A 19,343-nucleotide genomic window follows, 5' to 3' on the forward strand; every position below is an offset into this window, starting at 1 on the left:
CCAGGACCTTCGCCGGGCCGTCCCGACCCGGGCCGGCGATCCGGCGGGTCGCCTCCACGCCGTCCATCCGGGGCATCCGGATGTCCATCAGCACCGGCGGTACCGCGGCGCCCGGCGGCGGTGGCGCGACGGCCGGGGCCGTCCCGATGCCCGTCTGGAGCGACGCCGCGACGCCGCTGCTCGACTACAAGGCCGTCCTGCAGCTGATGCCCGACCAGGCCGCGATGACCGGCTGGGAGCAGGAGAAGCGGCGGGTCGACCCCACCGACCACTCCGCGACCTGCCAGAACGCCGACTCCTGCAACGGCAAGCCGCTCAGTGGCGAGGCGAGGTTCAGCTCCGGCGACGTGGTCGCGCGCTTCCTCGTCGACACCCTGCCGACGAAGGCGGCCGCCCAGGAGAAGCTCAAAGCGGCCTACGGGGCCTACGGCGACGCCACCCGGTACCACACCGTGGAGCTGCCCGTCATCGGCACCGAGAGCCGCGCCTGGCAGGGCGAGCCCGGCGGCCGGGACGGGTGGGGCATCGTGATGCGCGCGGGCACCGTGGTCGCCACCGTGACCACCGAGGACGGCACGGTGGACAACGTGACGGCGCAGCGCCTGGCCGTCCTGCTGGCCAAGCGCATCGAGCAGGCCCAGTCGGGGCGGGCCGCGGACGCCGTACTCGGCGGCTGACCGCTCCGGACCGTCGGCCCCAGCCCTCGGCCCCCGTGCACCGGGTGGCCGGCGGCGGGTCCTCCCCGGCTGCGAGGTCCGTCGGCGCCGATGGGATGATCATGTCTATGACGCACATCATCAGGGCGGTGGACGCCGACGACTGGCCGAAGATCAAGCAGCTCCGCCTGGACGCGCTGCTCGATCCGGCCGCGCCCGTCGCCTTCCACGACACCTACGAGCGCGCCGCCGCCCACCCGGACGCCTTCTGGCAGGAGCGCGCGGCCGGGGCCGCCGCGGGCGTCGCCTCGCGGCAGTTCGTCGCGGAGGCCGCCGACGGGCGCTGGCTCGGCACGGTGTCGGTGCTGGTCGAGCGCGCCGGCACGGAGACCTTCTTCGGCGAGGTCCCGGAGCAGCCGCAGACGCACGTCGTCGGCGTCTTCGTCCGGCCCGAGGCGCGCGGCAGCGGTGTCGCCCAGGAACTCTTCGCGGCCGCGCTGGCCTGGTCGTGGGCGCTCGCCGAGCCGCGGATCGAGCGGGTCCGGCTCTTCGTCCACCAGACCAACGGCCGGGCGGAGGCGATGTACCGGAGGATCGGCTTCGAGCCCACCGGCCACACCCTCCCCGCGCCCGCGGACGAGAACGCCCGCGAGCTCGAACTGGCCGTCCTGCGCGGCTGAGCCACCCCGGCACAGGCGGGCCCGGCCGGGCCCGCGTGCCTGCCGCCCACCGCGGGCCGGCCGCCCTAGAGTTCTGCCATGACCGACCGGGGCGGCCGTCCGGGCCGACGTACCGTACTGGCCCTCGGCGCGGGCGCGGTCCTCGCCGCCCGGCCGACCGCCGCACCGGCCCGCGCCCGGACCGGGCCCGACTGGCCGGCCCTCGCCGCGAGCCTGGACGGCGTGTTGCTGCGCCCGGGCTCGGCCGACTACGAGGGCGCCCGGCTGCCGCGCAACCTGCAGTTCGCCCCCGAGGCGCACCCGGAGGCGATCGCCCGGTGCGCGCACAGCGCCGACGTCGCGGAATGCGTCCGGTTCGCCCGCCGCTCCGGCATCCGGTTCGCCGTGCGCAGCGGCGGCCACTGCTACGCGGGCTGGTCCAGCGACACCCCGCTGGTGATCGACCTGGCCCGGCTGAACACCGTCCGGGTCGACGGCGACCAGGCCGAACTCGGCCCCGGCACCCCCGTGATGACCGTCTACGCGGAACTCGCCCGGCACGGCGTCACCGTCCCGGCCGCCACCTGCCCCACCGTCGGCCTGGCCGGCCTGGCCCTCGGCGGCGGCCACGGCGTCACCAGCCGGGCGTACGGCCTGACCTGCGACAGCCTCACCGGGGCGGAGGTCGTGCTGGCCGACGGGCGGGTGGTGCGCTGCGACGCCGAGCGCGAACCAGAACTGTTCTGGGCCCTGCGCGGCGCCGGGAACGGCAACTTCGGGGTGGTCACCTCGCTGCGCCTGCGCACCCACCCGGCGGTCGACTGCACCATCTTCAAGTACTCCTGGGCCTGGGCCGACGCCGGCCGGGCGCTGGCCGAGTGGCAGCCCTGGGCCTTCACCGCCCCGGACCGGCTCTGGTCCAACTTCCACGTCTGGGCCCGCCCCGCCGGCGCCTCGGTGGACGCGGGAGGCGTGCTGCTCGGCGACGCGGACGAGCTGGAGCGACTCGTCGCCCCGCTGCTCGCCCGCACCGGCCCGACCACCTCCGCCACCGCCGTCACCCGGCCGTACCTGGACTCGATGCTCGCCTACACCGGCTGCCGCACCGTGGAGGCCTGCCTGCGGACGGGCAGCCAGGCCTTCTCCGCCGCCTCCCACTTCTTCGACGGCTACCTCCCCGACGCGGCCGTCACCGCGCTGCGCCGCTTCGCCGACCGCCGCGACCCGACCGCCGGCGCCGTCACCTTCACCGCCCTCGGCGGCGCGGTCAACCGCGTCCCGGCCGACGCCACGGCCTTCCGGCACCGTAGCTCGACGCTGCTCGCCCAGTACTACGCCGGCTGGCCCGCCGACGGCCCGGCCGAGCCCCCGGTCCGCTGGGTGGCCGACGCCCACGCGACCCTGGCGCCCTACGCCAACGGCCACGCCTACCAGAACTACCGCGACCCCCGCCTCGCCGACTTCCGTACCGCCTACTACGGCGAGCACCTGCCCCGGCTCGACCGGGTCAAGGCCGCCTACGACCCGGACCGCGTCTTCGACTTCCCCCAGGCCCTCTGACCGAGGGGAACGGCGGCGAGAAGTAGGACGACGTGGCGTCGGCGCATGGTGGCTCCGTTCCGTGATCGGTCACGGCGGCCCCGGGGCGGGCCGCGGCCGGATACGTCCCGTGCCGGGCGGAGGGGTAAGCGCGACCGGCCACCGGGGTGGACCGGATGGCGCAGAGCGGGGTGCGGCGGGTCGGTCGCCGGTTCGGGTCAGGCCTGGTGGACGCGGACGCCGGCGGTGGTGATGGCTTTGCGGTGGGCCTCGGTCAGGTTGGTGTCGGTGACGAGGTCGTGGATGTCGGTGAGGGGGCAGATGCGGGCGAAGGTGATCTTGCCCGCCTTGCTGCTGTCGGTGAGGACGACGGGCCGCGCGGTGGCGCGCAGGAAGGCGCGGTCGGTCTGGGCCTCCATCTCGTCGTGGGTGGTGCAGCCCTCCTCGGGGGTGAGGCCGTCGACGCCGATGAAGGCGATGTCGAGGTGGTACTGGGAGAGCATGCGGTCGGCGGCGGGGCCGACGAGCTCGTAGCTGGCGGTCCGGGCGATGCCGCCGATGACGACGAGGCGGATGTCGGGGCGGACGATCAGGTCGGCGGCGATGTTGACGGCGTTGGTGACGACGGTGATGCCGGAGCGTTCGGCGAGGACGCGGGCGAGCTCGCTGGTGGTGGTGCCGCCGCTGAGGCCGATGACGGCGCCGTCGGGGACGAGCTGGGCGGCGGCGTGGGCGATCCGGCGCTTCTCCTCGCGCTGCTTCTCGCTGCGGTGGCGCAGGGGGAGTTCGAGGTTGACCGAGCCGGTCACGGCGCCGCCGCGGGTACGGTGCAGCAGGCCCTTGTCGTGGAGCTCCTGGAGATCGCGGCGGACGGTCGCGGTCGAGACGTCGAGGAGCTCGGCGAGCGCGTGGACGTCGACGCTCCCGGCTTCGGAGACGTGCGAGAGGATCCGGGCGGTGCGATCAGCTTTGAGCATGGCGTGAGTCTAGCCCCGCTGGATGTCGATTCGCCTGGGTACCACCGCTGCAGGCCGTCGGACAGAGCGACGGCGCACCGAGGCTTGGGCTCGGAAGTGGTGATGATGACCACCTATTGAGCAACTTCGCTCAAGCGCATCGGTTCGTAGCCGACCGATCGTTCGGTGGCCGGGTGAGAGCCGCGCGGATCGAACCGGACTGCCGGTGCCCGACCGGCCGCGGCAGCACAGCCGGGCCGGTCGGGCTCAGGGCCGGCCCCGGCTCCGCGGCCGCGGAGCCGTCCGGCGGTGCGGCCGACCCTGGCGACCTCAGGTGGCGGAGCCGACGGCCGCCAGGTCGTGGACGAAGAGGGCACGGCGCTCCTCCTCGCCCAGCCCGCCCCACACCCCGAAGGGCTCCCGCGCGGCGAGCGCGTGGCGGCGGCACTCGATCCGCTCCGGGCAGGCGCCGCAGAGGGCCTTGGCGGCCTCCTCGGACGCGTCGGCCCGGCGGGGGCCGTCCACTCGCTGGAAGAACCGGCTGCCGTCGGTGCTCCGGCACGCGGCGTGCTGCGGCCGGTTCCAGCGGTGTTCCGGTGCGCCGGGCAGGTGGGAGGTGTCGCTCACGCTACGGCTCCTTGTCGACGACGGGCGGGAGTGCTGCGTGCCTCGTCTGACCCGGATCGGTCGTTTCATGCCCGGTTGCCCCGGCCGGGTTCGTCGGGGGCGTCGACCGGCGGCCGCCGCGCGCGTCACCCGGTGGCCCCGCCAGGGCGCCGCAGGGCCGGTCGGACGGCCGGTCGGACGGCGGGTGTCGGGTCGATCAGCGGCAGCGCCGAGCCGGCCGGGTCGTCGAGTTCCAGGGCGAGCAGGGCGGCGGGCAGGGCCCCCTTGTACCAGCTGGCGTAGTGGGCCGCCGCGGCCGCCGGGGCCCGGTCGAGCCGGGGAGCGGTGGCCCGCGCGGCCGCCAGGTGGCGCGGGTCGCCCGTCACGCGGTGGGCCGCCAGCAGCGCGTACGCCCGCCCGGCGGCGCCGCAGCACAGGGACGGGCCGCCGCCGGTGGTGGCCGCCGCATGGCGGGCGGCACGGTCCGTCAGGTCGAGGTGCCCGGGCTCCCGGTAGGCGAGCCAGGCGAGGGCGTACAGGTGCACCAGGCCGGCGGTGCCGTTGCACCAGGAGCCGGCCAGGCCGGCGCGGCCCGGACGACCACCGCGGCGGACCGGCCAGACCAGGGCGCCGTCCGGCTGCGGCTCGGCGCAGCCGGCGAGGTCGGCCAGCCCGGTCCGGATCGTGTCGTCGAGCTCCGGGGGCACGGCGAGGCCGAGCAGGACGGTCGCGTCGCGCAGCCGCAGCAGGGCGTGCAGGACACCGGCCCAGCCGTGGGCGGCGCCGAGCGTGTCGAGCGGGGCCACCGGGAGCGGGCCCAGGGCCCGGACGGCTGGGTGCAGGGCGGTGTGCAGATCGGCGACCAGCCGGGCCGCGGGCTCGCGCAGCCGGGCGAGCCAGGGCGGCGTCAGGGCTTCGAGGGCCGAGGCCACGCCGAGCACCAGTCCCAGATCGCCCAGCACCAGGTCGAGCCGGGGGACGGCGGCCTCCCGGGTGGCGTGGCGGATCCGCTGCCAGGCGGCCACCGTGGCGTCCAGGTCGCCCATGGACTGGCCGACCAGGGCGCGCACCACGTGCAGGCCGGGCCGGCCGTGGAAGAGCGACAGCGGGCTGAGCCCGGGGCCCCGGCCGTGCGGGCGGCCGGGGCCCCGGGGGTCCCTGGGCCCGGGAGCGTCGAGGTCGATGTCGAGGCCGAGGCCGAGGTCGAGGTCGAAGGGAGCCGGTTCGGTCGGCCCGGGTGCCGGGGCCCCGGTGGCGGCCCCGGTGGCGGTTTCGGCGGCGGCCTCGGCGCGGCAGAGCCAGGCGTCGGCCGCCGCGAGCGCGGCGGGGGACTCGGTCAGGACGGCCTGGCGGTGGAAGGCCAGGGCGATCCCGGCGGCGCCGTGGGTGAGGGAGGCCGTCGGGGCCGCCATGGGCGCCGCGAACAGCGCGCCGCCCGGGGCGAGGGCGGCCGGCAGCGCGCCGGGGGTGGGCACGGCGCGGGCTCCGGCGGCCGCCGGCCGCGGTGCCGCCGCACCGGTGTCCGCCGAAGCCCGCGCCGCGTCGAGTGCGGCCGCGAACGCGGTGGTGTCGGGGAAGCGTTCCGCCGGCTCCTTGGCCAGGGCGCGGCCCAGCACCGCGTCGAGTTCGGCGATGCCCGGGGCGCCGAGCAGCCCGGCGCGGGAGAGCGGCCGGGGTGGCTCCTCGCGGATCTGCCGGTACATCTCCGCCCGGTCGACGGCGAAGTCCAGGTAGTGCCGGCCGCTGAGCAGCAGGTGCAGCAGGGCCGCCAGGGAGTACTGCTCGGCGGCGGCCGTGGCGGTGCGGGGCGGCTCGTCGGGGCGGCGGGCGGTGGTGGATTCCGGGGCGTAGAAGTAGGGCACCCCGCCCCGGGGAGGTCCGGGGTGGCCGTCGCGGCCGGCCGGGGTACGGGTGCCGAGGGCGAGGTCGAGCAGGTACGGGCCGTCGTCGGTGAGCAGCAGGTTGCCGGGGTGGACGTCGCCGTGGACCACCCCGCGCCGGTGGAGGGCGGCGTAGACGTGGGCGATCCGGGCGACCAGTGCGAGGAGTTCGCCGTGGCGGCGCTCGGCGCGCAGGAGGGCGGCGTGCCGGGTGGCCGGCCGGCCGGTGAGCCAGGCGGTCACCAGGTAGGGGCGTCCGGCCGGGTCGGTGCCGGTGTCGAGGAGCGCGGGCACGTCCCGGCCGGCCAGCAGTCGCAGCAGCGCCGTCTCGTTGCGCACCAGCAGGGCGGCCGCCGGGTCGGCGGGGTCGCGGGCGAGCTTGAGGGCGGCGGGCCGACCGTCGGGCCCGGTGACGCGGTGCACCTCGGTGTCGGCGAGCCACTGGAGGCAGCTCCGCACCGTGTAGCGGCCGAGGCGCTCGCCGGGGGCGAGGACGGGGCCGGTGCCGACGGGCGAGGCGCCGGGCGGGCGCAGCAGGCCACGGCTCAGGCAGCGGCGGGCGACGGGGTAGAAGTCGGCGAGCAGCGCGGCGGGCGCGGCGCCGTACTCGGCCGGGTGGTCGGCGCTGTGCGCGAGCACGGCGGCGACCAGGGTGGTGGGCCGGCGGAAGCGCTCCAGCAGCGCGGCGGCCGAGGCGCCGACGACGAGCGTGCCGGTGCGGGTGTGGGGGTGGACGAGGGCGACGTCGCCCGGTTCGGCCCGGATGGGGTCGCGCTGCGCGGGCGGGAGCCGGTCGACGGGGACCAGCTCGGCGGTGTCGTCGAGGACCAGGGGGCCGGTGAGGACGTCCTCGGCGGTGGAGCTGCCGGGGCCGGTGGGGCCGGTGCCCGTGGTGTCCGCGGTGGCCGGTGGTGAGGTGGTCGGGGCGGGGGTGCCGGCGTGGCCGGGCGGGTTCGCGGCGGGGCTGGTCACGGTCGTCTGGCCCTTCGTCGGTCGGCCATCGGGCGGTGGCCGCGGGCGGGTTCGGTGCAGCGTCGGCCGTCAGCCGGGGCCGGCCGGGTCGTCGCGTGCGGCGTCGGCGTCGGCGTGAGGGTCGGCGTCGGGGTCGGCGTCTGACAGGTCGTCCAGGACCTCGGCCGCATGGGCGCGGGCCGAGCAGAACGCGAACGCGGTGCGGGTGGCCCGGTGCTCCGGGCTGTCCGCGGTGCGCCGCGCCGCCGCGTCGGCCGTCCGGGCCAGGGCCAGGGCGAGGGCGAGGTCGCTGCAGACCCAGATGCGCCAGCTGCGGGCGTCGGTCCGCGCCGCCGGTGGGTCCGCCGCCCAGGACAGCAGGCCCTCGGTGCCGAGCGGCGCGGTGAAGGGCACCGGGTGGGCGGGCAGCCCGGCCAGGGCGGGGGCCAGCCGGCGGGCGCAGCCCAGCAGCTCGCTGCGCGAGTCGAAGTAGGCGACGATCTTGTCCGGCCGCAGCAGCCCGTGCAGGCTGCCGCCCACCTTGAAGGCGGCGGGGGCGCCGGCGGCCAGCGCGGGGACGAGCGCCTGCAGCACCACGGGGACGTCCCGCGGGCGGGGCCCGAGGTAGAGCTTCCAGCGCGCGGCGGGCGCGCGCCGCCGGCTGCGCGGGTACCAGGAGAGCCAGCCCTCGCCCGGGGGAACGGGGTTGGCGCGCCAGCCGGCGGCCAGGACCCGGCCGGCGGGAGTGTCGGGCCGCAGCGCGAGGAAGTCCAGCAGGGCCGGGGCGTCCGTGCCGACGAGGGCGCGCAGCGCCGGGGTGTCGGGGACCTTGCCGGCCCGGTAGAGGCGGCTGCTGAGCTGCTGTGCGCTCAGCGGCAGGGTGCTCCACGGCAGCACGGTGTCGACGGCGAGGCGGTGGTGGAGCTGCTGGTCGCCGGAAGTCCAGCTCTGCCAGCCGTCCCCGGGCGCGTGGGCGAAGGCGGCGAACGCGGCCGGGCCGGAGAGGAACCGGCCGCTGCCGGGCTCGCCGCCGCGCCGGCGCACCTGGAGCACGCCGTCCAGGACGAGGGCGGCGGCGGTGCTGTCGGCGCGGCCGGGGCCGAGGGCCTCGAACGCCTCGGGCGCGGTGGCGGGTCGGGTGAAGACCCGCAGGGCCCGCCAGGCGCCGGGGGAGAGCTGCTTGGGACCGGACCCGGCATCGGGGTGCGCGGGGTGCAGGAGCACCCCGCCGTCGGGACCGGTCCGCGGCGTGTAGCCGGGGTGGAGCCGCAGCAGGCCCTCCCGGCAGCGCGCCGCGAGGGCGTCCTCGCCGGGCACGGGCGGCAGGGCGGCCCGCCAGAAGGCGGGCGGCGCCGCCCCGGCGGTCATCGGCGGACCGCCGGGGTGGGGCGGGTGGTGCCGCCCGGCCCGGGTCGGAGCGCGGTCGCCCGGCCCGCACCGGCGGCCAGGGCGGAGTGGAGTTCGGCCAGCAGGGCCTCCAGGACGCCGTCGACGGCCGGGCCCCCGTCGTCGGTGAAGACGGTCGCGATCGTGCAGAGGGTCAGCGCGGAACAGGAGATGCTGCAGTTGGTGCACTCGCAGGTGCGGGCGCAGTGGTCGTAGGCGGATTCGGCGTCGGCGTCGAGGGCGGAGGCTCCGAGCGGGCCCGGGTCGGCGGGGGCGGCCGGGGTGAGGGTGATGGTCAGGTCGCGGACGTGGAAGCCCATGGCGTCCTCCGGATCGGTGGTGTGCGGGCCCGGTGCCGACGGGCACCGGACGGGCGGGGCCGTGGTGCGGCCCGCGCCCGTCCGACGCCGGCCGTCAGCGGGTGGTGCGGGCGGCCTCGGTGGCGGCGGCGGCCAGGGCGGCGTCGAGTTCGGCCTGCAGGGCGCTCAGGACGTCGCCGGGGACGGCGTCCGCCGCGTCGACGCCGAGCGAGAAGAGGCCGCAGGAGACGCTGCAGTTGGTGCAGCCGCAGCTGCGGGAGCAGTAGTCGTAGCCGAGCTCGGCGTCGGCGTCGAGGGCGGAGGCCCCGAGCGGGCCCGGGTCGGCGGGCGCGCTCGGGGTGAGGGTGATGGTCAGGTCGCGGACGTGGAAGCCCATGGCGTCCTCCGGATCGGTGGTGTGCGGGCCTGGCGGCACGGGGGTCCGTGAGTCGCTGCCCGTGCCGGTGATGTCGACGCTAGGGCGGTGCGGGGGCGCCGTCCCGGGGGTCGGGCCCCGGACTTGCGGGCGGCACCCCCTGAGGTCAGCCCCGGCGGGCGGCCGGTGGCGCCGCGTCAGGCGTACCTGCGCAGGGTGCGGGTGTCCGTCGAGCGCTCCTCGGCGCGGGGCGCGGCGGCGGCGTCGAGCCTGGCCTCCAGTGCACCGACGAGTTCGATGACCCCGGTGAACGCGGTGACCGGTGCGGCGAGGGGGCCGTCCTCCGACAGCATGCCCTCCAACCGTCCGCCGCCCGTTCGGTAGACGTCCATGACGATGCGCATCGTCCCCTCCTCGGGTGTCGCGGTGTCCGGCCGGGCACCGCCGGTGGGCCGCCGGGCAGAACTCCTCAATCTAGGCAGCGGGCGCCGGCGGTGTCCCGGGGGTCGGCCCCCGGACTTCGCCCGGCCCACCCCGGGGAAGTCCGGGGGCGGCCCCGCCGGGCGTGCGTCGGCGGGCTCCGGATCACCCCGCGCCGGACAGCAGCTCCCGCAGTCCGGCCCGCCCCGAGACCCCGAACTTCTCGTACAGATGGGTGAGATGGCCCTCGATCGTCTTGGGCCGGACGGTGAGCCGCTCGGCCATCTGCCGGTTGGTGCAGCCCTCGCGGAGCAGGCCGAGCACCATCCGCTCGGCGGCCGTCAGCCCGGCGGCGTGCTCCGCCGCCGCGAGGTCCGGGGAGGGGGCGCGGGGGTCCAGTCCGAGCCGGGCGAGGCGGGCGGCGGCCAGGGCGGCGAGCGCGCCGGCGCCGATCCGCCCGGCCTCCGCCAGGACGCGGCGCAGCCGTGCCTCCGCCCCCGCCCGGCGACCGGCCGCCGCCAGGCAGTCGGCGGCCGACAGCTCGGCGTGCAGGGACTCCAACGGCTGGCGGGAGGCGTGGGCGTGGGCAGCAGCCGTCGCGCATTCGGCCAGCGCCTGCGGGTGCCGGCCCCGGGTGAGGGCGATCCGGGCCCGGATCCGGGCCGCGAGGGCCGCACCGGCGCGGTCGGGCGGCGGCCCGTGCCGGGCCAGGAAGTCGGCGAGCGCGTGGTCCGCCCGGTCGGGGTCGCCGAGCGCGGCGAACGCCTCGGCGCGCAGCAGGCCCGGGTCGGCGTGCCACGCTGCCGAGGTGCCGGGGGCCGGGGCGCTGTGTCCGGCGGGCGGCAGGGCGTCGGCCACGGCCAGCAGTTCGTCCGGGTCCTCGCGCAGCCGGGCCAGCAGCGCCCGGGCGGCGGTGACGGCGAGCACACCCGAGCGCGGCGCCGAGCGGGACCGGCGGGCCGCCTCCAGCAGCGCGTCCTCGGCCTGCGGCCAGTGTCCGCGGACGGCGTGCACCCGGGCGGCGAGTGCGTGGAGGGCGGCCGGCTCGGCGCTGCGCCCGCCGCCGAGCGCCTCGGCGAGGGCGTTGCGCAGGTGCAGCAGGGCGTCGTCGTACCCGCCGCAGCGGTACTCGGCCTCGGCCAGCAGGCCGGGCAGGCCGGGGACCGGCAGCGGGTCGCCGGCGGCGGCGCCGGCCAGGGCCCGGGCCAGGTCACGGCGGGCCCCCTGGGGATCGTCGGTGAGCAGCCGTACCGCGCCGGAGGCCGCCGAGGCGGCGGTCGCGGACACCTGGCCGGGCGGCGCGGCGGGGGCCGGCGCCTCCCGGGGGCGGCCGGCGGTGGCCAGGGCCACCGCCCGGGCGTAGCGGGCCAGGCCCGCCGTCCAGGTGCCGTCGGGGCCGGGGTCGTCGGGGTTGTTCCGGCCGCCCGGTGCCGTCGAGGCCGCCGACGTCGGGGGCCCGGCGGGCTCGGTGGTGAGCGCCGCCGTCGCCGCCTCGCCGTAGGCGACGGCCCGGTCGGGGAGCAGTTCGTCGGTGCAGACCAGGGCGAGGCGGGCCGCCAGGCGGGCCCGCAGCCCGGGCGGGGCGCTCCGGCCGTCCCGGTCGAGCCCGGCCCAGGCCGCTTCCAGGTGGGCCAGTGCCGCCTGCGGCCGGCCGTCGGCCTGCAGGGCGAACCCGGTCACGTACGCGCGCTGCGGACCGGCGGGGCCCCGGGCGGCCTCGCCGCTCCACGCCCTGGCCCGGGCGGCGTCGCCGGTCAGCAGCAGCAGTTCGACGGTGGTGAGCAGCAGGGCGGTGCGGTCGGGGCCGGGCGGGGTGTGGTCGAGGGTCCGGCGGAGCAGGCGCGCGGCGTCCGGCAGCGCGTCCCGGGCGGTCAGGTCCGCGGCGCCGGCCAGGGCGGCGGGGGCCAGGCCCGGATCGGCACCCGAGGCCGCGCCGATGCGGTGCCGCAGGACCGGCTCGGCGCCGAGCAGCGCGGCCCGCCGGTGCAGCTCGGTGCGTGAGCCGGCCACGTCGTGGTGGACGGCGGCGCGGACCAGCGGGCTGGTGAAGGCCAGTTCGCCGCCGTCGCTGCCGGGGACGGCGGTGAGCAGGCCACCCGCGACCGCTTCGGCGACGGCCTCGGCCACCGTCGCTGCCCCGGCCACCGTCGGGGCGGCCCCACCCGCCGGGCCGGCGAGCAGCGCACGGGCGTCGGCGAGCCGGAAGCGGTTGCCCAGCAGCGCGCCGGCGACCACGAGTTCGCGGGTCCCGGGCCGGCAGGCGGCCACCCGGGCGGCGACGGTGAGCGCCAGCCCGCGCGGGGCCGGCAGCGGGCCGTGGCCGAAGTCGAGTGCCTCCGGGGTGAGTTGGTCGAGCAGCAGGCGGGCGTGCAGCGGGTTCCCGGCGGTGTGGCGGTGTAGCCGGCGGGCGCCCTCGGGGCTCAGGCCGGGGCGGCCGCAGAGCGCGGCCAGCCGCATCAGGTCCACCGGTTCCAGCCCGCGCAGCGGGTGGCGCAGTCCGTGCTCGGAGTCGAGCAGGCGCCGCCAGCCGGGCGGCAGTTCGGGGACCGGGCGCAGGTCCGCCGGGTCGGTGGCCGGGCCGGTGTCCTGGTGGAGCAGCAGGACGAGCAGCGGCCGGTCCGCCAGGTCGCGGACCGCGAGCCGCAGCGCGCTCAGGGAGGCCGGGTCGATCCAGTGGGCGTGGTCGAGCAGCAGGACGGCGGGGCCCGCGCCGCGCAGGGCCTCGGCGAGGGCGGCGCCGACCCGGGCGGGGGAGGCGTCGGCGGTGGCGGGCGTGCCCGGGGGCGGTGCCAGGGCGGTCCAGGCGGACCGGTCGGCACCGGGCAGCCGCCGGGCCCGGCGGGCGAGCCGGGCCAGGGTGCTCCAGGGCACGGCGCAGTCGTCCTCGTCGCCGTCCGCGGTGAACGCGGTGAACGCGGTGGGGTCGTGGCGGCGCAGGAACTCGCGGGCCAGCGCACTCTTTCCGATCCCGGCCGGGCCGTGCAGACCGATCACCCGGGCGGTGCCCGCGGCGGCCTGCTGCCAGGAGCGGTCGAGCAGGTCCAGCTCGGGGGCCCGGCCGACGAACACCGGCGATGTCGCCGGGTGCGCCGGGTGCTCCCGGTGGGCCGGTTGCGGATCGGGGCGGGGCAGGACGGGGCCGGGTGAGGTGGCGGTCATGGTGGTTCCTTAAGAATGTGAGGCGGTCCGGGAGGACCGGGTGTGGCTGATGGTGTGTTTGCCGTTTATGGCTCCGGGAGAATGGCCGCCCAGTCCTCCGGGACGCTCCGACTGCTGATTGAGAACTGCGGGCATCGCTGGTTAAGGACCTGTCGGCGGAGTGTTCCTCGGGCCACGAGAGTGCTGGTCACGGTGGAACGGAGCGCGAGGCTTGAGCGGGTCGCACGAGCGGATATGGGTCGGCATCGACGCCGGCAAGGGGCACCACTGGGCGGTCGCGGTCGACGCCGAGGGCAGATCGTTGTTCTCCGCGAAGGTGATCAACGATGAGTCGCAGATCCTCCAGCTCATCGCCACGGCCCGGGAGAAGGCCGGCGAGGTGCGGTGGGCGGTCGATATCTCCGGCCGGGCCTCCGCGCTGCTGCTGGCCCTGCTGATCGCCGACGGCCAACAGGTCGTATACGTGCCCGGCCGCACCGTCAACCGCATGACCGGCGCCTACCGAGGCGAGGGCAAGACTGACGCCAAGGACGCCCTGGTCATCGCCGACCAGGCTCGCATGCGCCGTGACTTCGCCCCGATCGAGACGCCGCCGGAACTGGTCTCCACGCTGCAGCTGCTGACCGGCTACCGGCGCGACCTGATCGCAGACCGGGTCCGGCTGATCAACCGGCTGCGGGACCTGCTGGTCGGCATCTGCCCGGCCCTGGAGCGGGCCTTCGACTGGTCTGCGGCCAAGGGGCCGGTTGTGATGCTGACCGAGTACCAGACCCCGGCCGCGCTGCGGCGGATCGGTGTCAAGCGGCTGACGACCTGGCTGGAGCGCCGCAGGGTCCGCGGTGCCGACACGGTGTCCGCGAAGGCGGTGGAGGCCGCGCAGTCGCAGCTCACAGCCTTGCCAGGGGAGACCCGGGCCGCCAAGCTGGTGTGCGACCTGGCGCACCAGCTCCTGGCCCTGGACGAGCGGATCAAGGACAACGACCGGGAAATCCGCGAGACCTTCCGCACCGACGGCCGGGCCGAGGTCATCGAGTCGATGCCCGGCATGGGCCCGATCCTGGGCGCCGAGTTCGTCGCCATCGTCGGCGACCTGTCCGGCTACCGGGACGCCGGCCGCCTGGCCTCGCACGCCGGCCTGGCGCCGGTCCCCCGGGACTCCGGCCGCCGCACCGGCAACTACCACCGGCCCAAGCGTTACAACCGGCGTCTGCGCTGGCTGTTCTACATGTCCGCACAGTCGGCGATGATGCGGCCCGGTCCATCCCGGGACTACTACCTGAAGAAGCGCGGTGAAGGGCTGATCCATACCCAGGCCCTGCTCGCGCTCGCCCGTCGCCGGGTCGACGTGCTGTGGGCGATGCTGCGCGACAAGAGGCTGTTCACCTCCGTCCCACCGGTCACGCAGCCGGCTTGACACGATCATTGAGATTCCCCCTTCGCGGGCCGGCGCTGCGGCGGCGGCCTCCCGTCCAGTCTCGGAATCCGCGGCTCCGGGCGGCAGTCGCCGTTCTGCGGACAGGCCACCGCAACGGGTGGGGCCGGTGGGGCAGTTGTGACGCACAGGCCCGGTGGGACCGGCGCCCGGGTGAGACCGGCGCCGGGGTGGGGACCGCCGCCCGGTGAGACCGACGCCCGGGCGGTGCCGGCCGCTCGTGGGCCGGTCAGCCCGCGCGGCCCGCGAGCTCCTCGGCCCAGAGCGCCGCGACCGCCCCGGGCCGCAGGTGCTGGCTGGCCTCCGGGTGCGCGCGCAGGTACTTCTGCCTGATGCGCTCCAGGTGGGTGCGGAGCGTGCCCTCGGCCATGTCCAGCTCGCGCGCCGCCTGGTGGAGCGCCAGCCCGGCGCCGCCGACCAGGTCGATCACCTCGCGCTCCCGCACGGACGGCACGGTGGAGCCGCGCCGCCGGCCCTCGGCGGCCAGCACCTGAGCCAGCAGCCCGTCCGAGGACCGGGGCGCCAGGCCGCGGGAGCGCTCGAACTCCTCCTGGGTGTCGCCCTGGGCCAGGCACCGCAGCAGGGCCCGGGCCCGGGGCCCGACCTCGCCGCGCCGCAGCGGCAGCGCGTCGATGTCGTGCAGCAGGTGCCCGGCCAGGGCGGGGCCGATCCAGTAGCCGCCGGCGGCGACCCGCAGGGCGGCCGCGACGAACCGGTCCTCGGCCTCGCCCTTGTGGACGAAGCCGCGGGCGCCGGCCGCCAGCGCCTCCAACTGTGCTCCGGCGCCGGCCAACGAGGAGATGGCCAGCACCCGGCAACCGCCCGCGACCAGGTACTCGACGGCCTCACGGCCCTGGCGGCCGCAGGGCAGCAGGAGGTCGCAGAGCACGGTGGCGGGCAGGTTGTCGGGCGGTAGGTCCTCGGTGCGCCGGACGGCCAGCGGTTCGGCGAAGCCGGCCGCGACCAGTTGGGCGGTGAAGCCGCCGCGGATCAGTGAGTGGTCGTCGACGATGGCGAGGGCGGGCCGCTCAGCCATCGTCGCCACCGACCGGGGTCCGGCCGGGCGGGGCGTCCTCGTCCTCCCGGGGGTGCTCGGCGGGCCAGCGCAGCGTCACCTTCGTGCCGGCGCCGGGAGCCGAGTCCACCCGGACGGCGCCGCCCAGGGCCTCCAGCGCCGGGAAGGTCGCACCGAGGCCGCCGCCACGGGCGACGGCGGCCGGGTCGAAGCCCGCACCGCGGTCGCGGACGACCACCGAGACCGCGTCGCCGCCCTCCTCGCCGTGGGCGAACAGCACCACCACGCGGGCGGCCGGGCCGGCGTGCGCCCGCACGTTGTTGAGCGCCTCCACGACGGCCGCCTCGACGGCCGCCGCGACCTCGGGCGGGGGTGTGGAGCGGACCCGGACGGTCTCCTCGATCAGGAGGCCGAGGTCGCTGAAGTGCTCGACGGCCTCCATCAGGGCCCCGTTCAGGCCGCCGGCCAGGTCGGAGCGCGGATCGGCCAGCCTGCGCCGGGCGCGGGCGGAGGTGCGGCGGGCCCACTCGACGAGCCGGGGGTCCAGGTCGGAGCGCAGGGCGACGTAGTCGACGAGCGGGAGCATCCGGCCGTGGACCTCGTGGTGGAGCTCGGTGCGCAGCCGCTGTTCGGCGTTGATGCGCTGCTGTTCGAGGGTGGCGCGCTGGGCGTCCTCGGTGGCACCGGCCAGGTGGCGCCAGGTGGCGGCCACCCGCCGGGCCAGGACGTACCAGAGGGCGAAGCCGAGCAGGTCGGAGGCGACCTTGATGCGCAGATCGGGGTAGATGCAGATGACCCAGGCGGCCATCATCGCGCCGGTGGCGGCGGCTCCCCGGAGCAGCGGCAGCCCGGCCAGGCCGAGCGCGGCGGCCGAGCCGAGGCTGAACGGCACCAGGACGGTCATCACGACATTGCGCTGGTCGGGCTCGACGGCGCGTGAGCCGAGCACCATGAGCAGCACGCAGAAGGCGGCGTCGGCGAGCGCGACCCGGTTCTCCAACGGCCCGTGCCGCGTGGTCCGGCGGGCGAACCAGAACGCCTCGGCCGCGGCCGCCAGGGCGGCGAGCAGCGCGAGCTGCGGGCGCGGCAGGTGGGCCCAGCCCAGCAGCGGCAGGAAGACGAACGCGGCCGTCGCCACCCGGATCAGCCGCATCATGCCGACGATCCGCTGCTCGGTGTCGCGCCGGACCCCCTGGTCCGGCGGACGTCCTGGGGCCCCGGCCTCCGCCACCCCTGCCGTCCCTTCCCACCCGCCGCGCCGCCGCGCCGCGTTCCGGACAGGATGATGCCACCGCGCCACCGGGGCGGTCGTTGACTTTCCGTCAGTTACCGCCCGGTCGTTGCCGTTTCGGGATGTTGGCGGTGCCATGGCAGCGCGCGGGCGCGGCCGGCCGCCGCCCTCCGCGCCGCCGGCCGCCGCCCTCCGCGCCGCCGGGGGTCAGACCCCGCGCCGCGGCTCCATCCGGAAGTCGAAGGCCGTGGTGCCCGGGTCGAGGGCGGTGACCCCGCCGTCCACGGTGAGGACCGCGCCGTTCACATAGCTCGCCGCGGGCGAGAGCAACCAGCCGATCGCCGCGGCCACTTCCTCGGGCTCGCCGGGCCGCCCGGCCGGGCTCAGCCTGGTCGCCTCCCGGTACGCCGCGTCGGGGCCGGCCAGCCCCTCCTCGTCCGCGAAGCGGGCCATCCGGCGGTCGGCCATCTCCGTGCGCACCCAGCTGGGGCAGACGGTGTTGGCCCGCAGCCCGAGGTGGCCGTAGTCGACGGCGAGCGAGCGGCAGAGCTGTAGCAGCGCGGCCTTCGAGGTGGCGTAGGCCGCGTTCCCGACCCCGTTGCGCAGGGCGGAGACGGAGGAGACCGCCACGACGGCGCCCCGTGACCGCAGCAGGTGCGGCAGGGCGGCCCGCAGCAGGAGGAACGGACCGGTGAGGTTGGTGCGCATCACCAGCTCCCAGTCGTCCGGGGTGACGTCGCCGACCGAACCGCCCCGGCCGACACCGGCGTTGAGCACGACCCCGTCGAGCCGCCCGAATTCGGACACGGCCGCCTCCACCAGGGCGTGCACCTCGTCCGGATCGGTGGTGTCCGACACCCGGGCGACCGCACCGGTCTCCCGGGCCACCCGCTCCAGCGGTTCGGGGCGCCGCCCGGAGATCACCACCCGGCAGCCGTCGGCCCGCAGCAACCGGGCGGTGGCCGCCCCGATGCCGGTACCGCCGCCGGTGACGAGGACAACGCGCTGATCGGACATGGGTGGGCGCCTCCGCCGGGATCGATGCTTCGCGAACCATCGGATCCTATGCTCACGCCACGTCAGCCCCGCGTCCCGGTTGCCCCCTTGGCCGCCTGCCAGGAGCGGAGCGGCCCGGGAGCCGCCGCGAGGCGCACGCGGTGCAGCGGCGGTGCATCGTCACCCTTCCCGCCGGGCGCGGTGCCGCCGCCGTGCCGACCGCCGGCACGGCGGCGTCGTCCCCGGCCGGGGGACGACGCCGCGCACGGCCCCGTCGGGGTCAGTTGTTCTCCTCGGCCCGGACGATCTCGTCGATCCGGCGCTGGAGGGCGTCGGCCTCGGCACGGGCCTTCCGGGCCGCCTCGTGCTCGCCGAGCCGGTCCAGGGCGTCGGCCCTGCCCCGCAGTTCGGTGACCTCCTGCCGCATCCTCGGCAGGTCGTAGCGGACGGACTCACGCGTGGTCGGGCGTGAGGGGGCGGACTCGTCGGACGGTCGGACGGCGCAGACCGCGCCGACGCCTCCAGGACCGAACAGCGAGCCGCCGATCAGGGTGTTCAGCACACCCCGGCAGGCGGCGGACTCCTCGGGCGTCTTCGGCCCGTTGTCGGCCGCGGCCGGCTGGGCGAGCAGGAGCGGGGCGGCGGCGAGCGCCAGGACGGAACAGACCAGGCGCGCGGCGGACTTCGGCGACCCGGAGGTGCGTGGGGACAAGGCGGACCCTTCGGAGCAGGTGACGAGGACGAGCCATCCCTATCCGAAGAGCCGGCCCCGGCGGCGGAGGCTCCGCCGTCCGTGGGCGTGTCAGCGGCCCGTGGACGCGCGTCCGGTCGGGCCGCCCCGGTCAGTACCCGCCGAAGCCGCAGCTGTGCCCGCCGCTGTACCCGCCGCTGCCGAGGTACCCCGAGCCGGCGCCGGGGTACCCGAAGTCCCGCCGGGGCGGGCTCGGCGGGACCGGCTTCGGACCGTGCGGGCCGGCCGTCCACACGTAGCGGGCCACCTCGCCCCACCACTGGGCGAAGCCGACCGGAACGCCCTGCGCACGGCACTCCTCCTCGACGGCGGCGCAGGAGGGTTCGTCCCACCACAGCTCGGTGGTTCCGTCCTGCGCACCGGGCAGAGCACGCAGGGCGTCCTCCAACTCGACCGCGGTCAAGAGCTCCTGGCCCTCCGGGGCGCCGCCGGTGGGATCCCCGGACGCCGGGCGCCGATCGGCGCGGTCGATCCGCACCGGGGAGCCCCCGGCCTCCGCGCCGTACCGCCACACCCGCCGGGCGGCCACCGCGTCCAGCACCGCGCGGCGGCTCTCCGCCTCCCGCCGCCGCGCCAGCAGCGCCGCCTCGCGGGCCGCCCGCTGCTCGGCCAGCCTCCGGTCGATCTCCTCACGCGTCGGCCGGTACGCCTCGCCCGCGCGCTCCGCCTCCGCGACGAAGGCCCGCTGGGCGGACTCCGACCGCTCGACCGCCCGCCGCCTCCAACCGGGCCACCGCCGCACGGGGGTGAGCGTGCGCCAGGCGCCGGTGCCGCGCTCGAGGTCGACCCGCAGGTGTGCCTCGCGGCCGCCGTGTCCCCGGTACAGCTCCTCCACGGCCCGCGACAGCGCGGCGAGGTAGGTGCTCGCGGCCGCCTCCCAGCGCGCCCGCTCCTCCTCGGAGCAGGGAACCGGTTCGCCCCAGCCCGGCGTGAACCGGTAGACCTGGGCCACCTCCGGTATCCGCAGCGACGGGACCGGCTCGAACCGCTCCCCGCAGCGCCGCTGCGCGTAGAGCTGCACGTTGTCCATT

At 77.3% G+C, this 19,343-nt stretch carries 17 protein-coding genes and 1 pseudogene; 4 read left to right on the forward strand and 14 right to left on the reverse strand.

Annotated elements, in window-relative coordinates; genetic code table 11:
* Positions 1-94 (reverse strand): annotated as a pseudogene (locus ACWDRR_RS41330) (DNA-binding response regulator); the annotation flags it as partial.
* On the opposite strand from ACWDRR_RS41330, the gene ACWDRR_RS41335 reads away from it, so the two are divergent.
* From ACWDRR_RS41335 to ACWDRR_RS41345, 3 genes are all read left to right on the forward strand, one after another.
* On the forward strand, positions 81-677 hold the full coding sequence (locus ACWDRR_RS41335; RefSeq protein ID WP_449777471.1) for a hypothetical protein: 597 nt from the start codon (positions 81-83) through the stop codon (positions 675-677). The pseudogene ACWDRR_RS41330 and the gene ACWDRR_RS41335 sit on opposite strands and share 14 nt — an antisense overlap.
* A gap of 107 nt (positions 678-784) precedes the next feature.
* Complete coding sequence (locus ACWDRR_RS41340) at positions 785-1,336, forward strand: N-acetyltransferase family protein (protein ID WP_449777472.1); 552 nt, start codon at positions 785-787, stop codon at positions 1,334-1,336.
* Positions 1,337-1,414: 78 nt separating this feature from the next.
* Positions 1,415-2,875 carry an FAD-binding oxidoreductase gene (locus tag ACWDRR_RS41345; RefSeq protein WP_449777473.1) on the forward strand — a complete coding sequence of 487 codons (1,461 nt, stop codon included), beginning with the start codon at positions 1,415-1,417 and terminating at the stop codon, positions 2,873-2,875.
* Positions 2,876-3,072: 197 nt separating this feature from the next.
* On the opposite strand, the gene ACWDRR_RS41350 is transcribed toward ACWDRR_RS41345, so the two are convergent.
* From ACWDRR_RS41350 to ACWDRR_RS41385, 8 genes are all read right to left on the reverse strand, one after another.
* Positions 3,073-3,831: a DeoR/GlpR family DNA-binding transcription regulator gene (locus tag ACWDRR_RS41350; protein WP_449777474.1), complete on the reverse strand. Its 759-nt coding sequence runs from the start codon at positions 3,829-3,831 to the stop codon at positions 3,073-3,075.
* Positions 3,832-4,140: 309 nt separating this feature from the next.
* Positions 4,141-4,437, reverse strand: coding sequence for a WhiB family transcriptional regulator (locus tag ACWDRR_RS41355; RefSeq protein WP_449777475.1), 297 nt, complete (start codon positions 4,435-4,437; stop codon positions 4,141-4,143).
* 125 nt (positions 4,438-4,562) lie between these two features.
* Positions 4,563-7,268 carry a lanthionine synthetase LanC family protein gene (locus tag ACWDRR_RS41360; RefSeq protein WP_449777476.1) on the reverse strand — a complete coding sequence of 902 codons (2,706 nt, stop codon included), beginning with the start codon at positions 7,266-7,268 and terminating at the stop codon, positions 4,563-4,565.
* A 69-nt stretch (positions 7,269-7,337) separates the two neighbouring features.
* Positions 7,338-8,615, reverse strand: coding sequence for a hypothetical protein (locus ACWDRR_RS41365; RefSeq protein WP_449777477.1), 1,278 nt, complete (start codon positions 8,613-8,615; stop codon positions 7,338-7,340).
* Entirely contained in the window at positions 8,612-8,953 is a 342-nt protein-coding gene (locus tag ACWDRR_RS41370; RefSeq protein WP_449777478.1) for a hypothetical protein, read from the reverse strand. Before ACWDRR_RS41370 ends, ACWDRR_RS41365 begins: the two co-directional genes overlap by 4 nt.
* A gap of 94 nt (positions 8,954-9,047) precedes the next feature.
* Positions 9,048-9,368, reverse strand: a complete 321-nt coding sequence (locus ACWDRR_RS41375; protein ID WP_449777479.1) for a hypothetical protein — start codon at positions 9,366-9,368, stop codon at positions 9,048-9,050.
* Positions 9,369-9,505: 137 nt separating this feature from the next.
* Positions 9,506-9,712 carry a hypothetical protein gene (locus ACWDRR_RS41380; RefSeq protein WP_449777480.1) on the reverse strand — a complete coding sequence of 69 codons (207 nt, stop codon included), beginning with the start codon at positions 9,710-9,712 and terminating at the stop codon, positions 9,506-9,508.
* Between the two features lie 181 nt (positions 9,713-9,893).
* The gene (locus tag ACWDRR_RS41385) at positions 9,894-12,887 is read right to left on the reverse strand and encodes an AAA family ATPase (protein WP_449777481.1); all 2,994 of its coding nucleotides are present in this window, start codon (positions 12,885-12,887) and stop codon (positions 9,894-9,896) included.
* 211 nt (positions 12,888-13,098) lie between these two features.
* Between ACWDRR_RS41385 and ACWDRR_RS41390 the strand changes: the two genes are divergently transcribed.
* Entirely contained in the window at positions 13,099-14,301 is a 1,203-nt protein-coding gene (locus ACWDRR_RS41390; protein WP_449777482.1) for an IS110 family transposase, read from the forward strand.
* Positions 14,302-14,548: 247 nt separating this feature from the next.
* On the opposite strand, the gene ACWDRR_RS41395 is transcribed toward ACWDRR_RS41390, so the two are convergent.
* The 5 genes from ACWDRR_RS41395 to ACWDRR_RS41415 form a co-directional block, all read right to left on the reverse strand.
* Entirely contained in the window at positions 14,549-15,355 is an 807-nt protein-coding gene (locus tag ACWDRR_RS41395; protein ID WP_449777483.1) for a hypothetical protein, read from the reverse strand.
* Positions 15,348-16,565, reverse strand: coding sequence for an ATP-binding protein (locus tag ACWDRR_RS41400; RefSeq protein WP_449777484.1), 1,218 nt, complete (start codon positions 16,563-16,565; stop codon positions 15,348-15,350). Before ACWDRR_RS41400 ends, ACWDRR_RS41395 begins: the two co-directional genes overlap by 8 nt.
* Before the next feature lie 207 nt (positions 16,566-16,772).
* On the reverse strand, positions 16,773-17,582 hold the full coding sequence (locus tag ACWDRR_RS41405) for an SDR family NAD(P)-dependent oxidoreductase (RefSeq protein ID WP_449777485.1): 810 nt from the start codon (positions 17,580-17,582) through the stop codon (positions 16,773-16,775).
* 259 nt (positions 17,583-17,841) lie between these two features.
* Complete coding sequence (locus ACWDRR_RS41410) at positions 17,842-18,273, reverse strand: hypothetical protein (protein WP_449777486.1); 432 nt, start codon at positions 18,271-18,273, stop codon at positions 17,842-17,844.
* Between the two features lie 130 nt (positions 18,274-18,403).
* Entirely contained in the window at positions 18,404-19,342 is a 939-nt protein-coding gene (locus tag ACWDRR_RS41415; protein WP_449777487.1) for a hypothetical protein, read from the reverse strand.
* Position 19,343: the final 1 nt, after the last annotated feature.

The sequence above is a fragment of the Kitasatospora sp. NPDC003701 genome (assembly GCF_053587085.1).

Excerpts from the sequence above, each read along its gene's own strand:
- ACWDRR_RS41370 (WP_449777478.1), bottom strand. The coding sequence starts at position 8,953 with ATGGGCTTCCACGTCCGCGACCTGACCATCACCCTCACCCCGGCCGCC.
- ACWDRR_RS41350 (WP_449777474.1), bottom strand. The coding sequence starts at position 3,831 with ATGCTCAAAGCTGATCGCACCGCCCGGATCCTCTCGCACGTCTCCGAA.
- ACWDRR_RS41395 (WP_449777483.1), bottom strand. The coding sequence starts at position 15,355 with ATGGCTGAGCGGCCCGCCCTCGCCATCGTCGACGACCACTCACTGATC.
- ACWDRR_RS41335 (WP_449777471.1), top strand. The coding sequence starts at position 81 with ATGTCCATCAGCACCGGCGGTACCGCGGCGCCCGGCGGCGGTGGCGCG.
- ACWDRR_RS41405 (WP_449777485.1), bottom strand. The coding sequence starts at position 17,582 with ATGTCCGATCAGCGCGTTGTCCTCGTCACCGGCGGCGGTACCGGCATC.
- ACWDRR_RS41380 (WP_449777480.1), bottom strand. The coding sequence starts at position 9,712 with ATGCGCATCGTCATGGACGTCTACCGAACGGGCGGCGGACGGTTGGAG.
- ACWDRR_RS41365 (WP_449777477.1), bottom strand. The coding sequence starts at position 8,615 with ATGACCGCCGGGGCGGCGCCGCCCGCCTTCTGGCGGGCCGCCCTGCCG.
- ACWDRR_RS41340 (WP_449777472.1), top strand. The coding sequence starts at position 785 with ATGACGCACATCATCAGGGCGGTGGACGCCGACGACTGGCCGAAGATC.
- ACWDRR_RS41415 (WP_449777487.1), bottom strand. The coding sequence starts at position 19,342 with ATGGACAACGTGCAGCTCTACGCGCAGCGGCGCTGCGGGGAGCGGTTC.
- ACWDRR_RS41385 (WP_449777481.1), bottom strand. The coding sequence starts at position 12,887 with ATGACCGCCACCTCACCCGGCCCCGTCCTGCCCCGCCCCGATCCGCAA.
- ACWDRR_RS41345 (WP_449777473.1), top strand. The coding sequence starts at position 1,415 with ATGACCGACCGGGGCGGCCGTCCGGGCCGACGTACCGTACTGGCCCTC.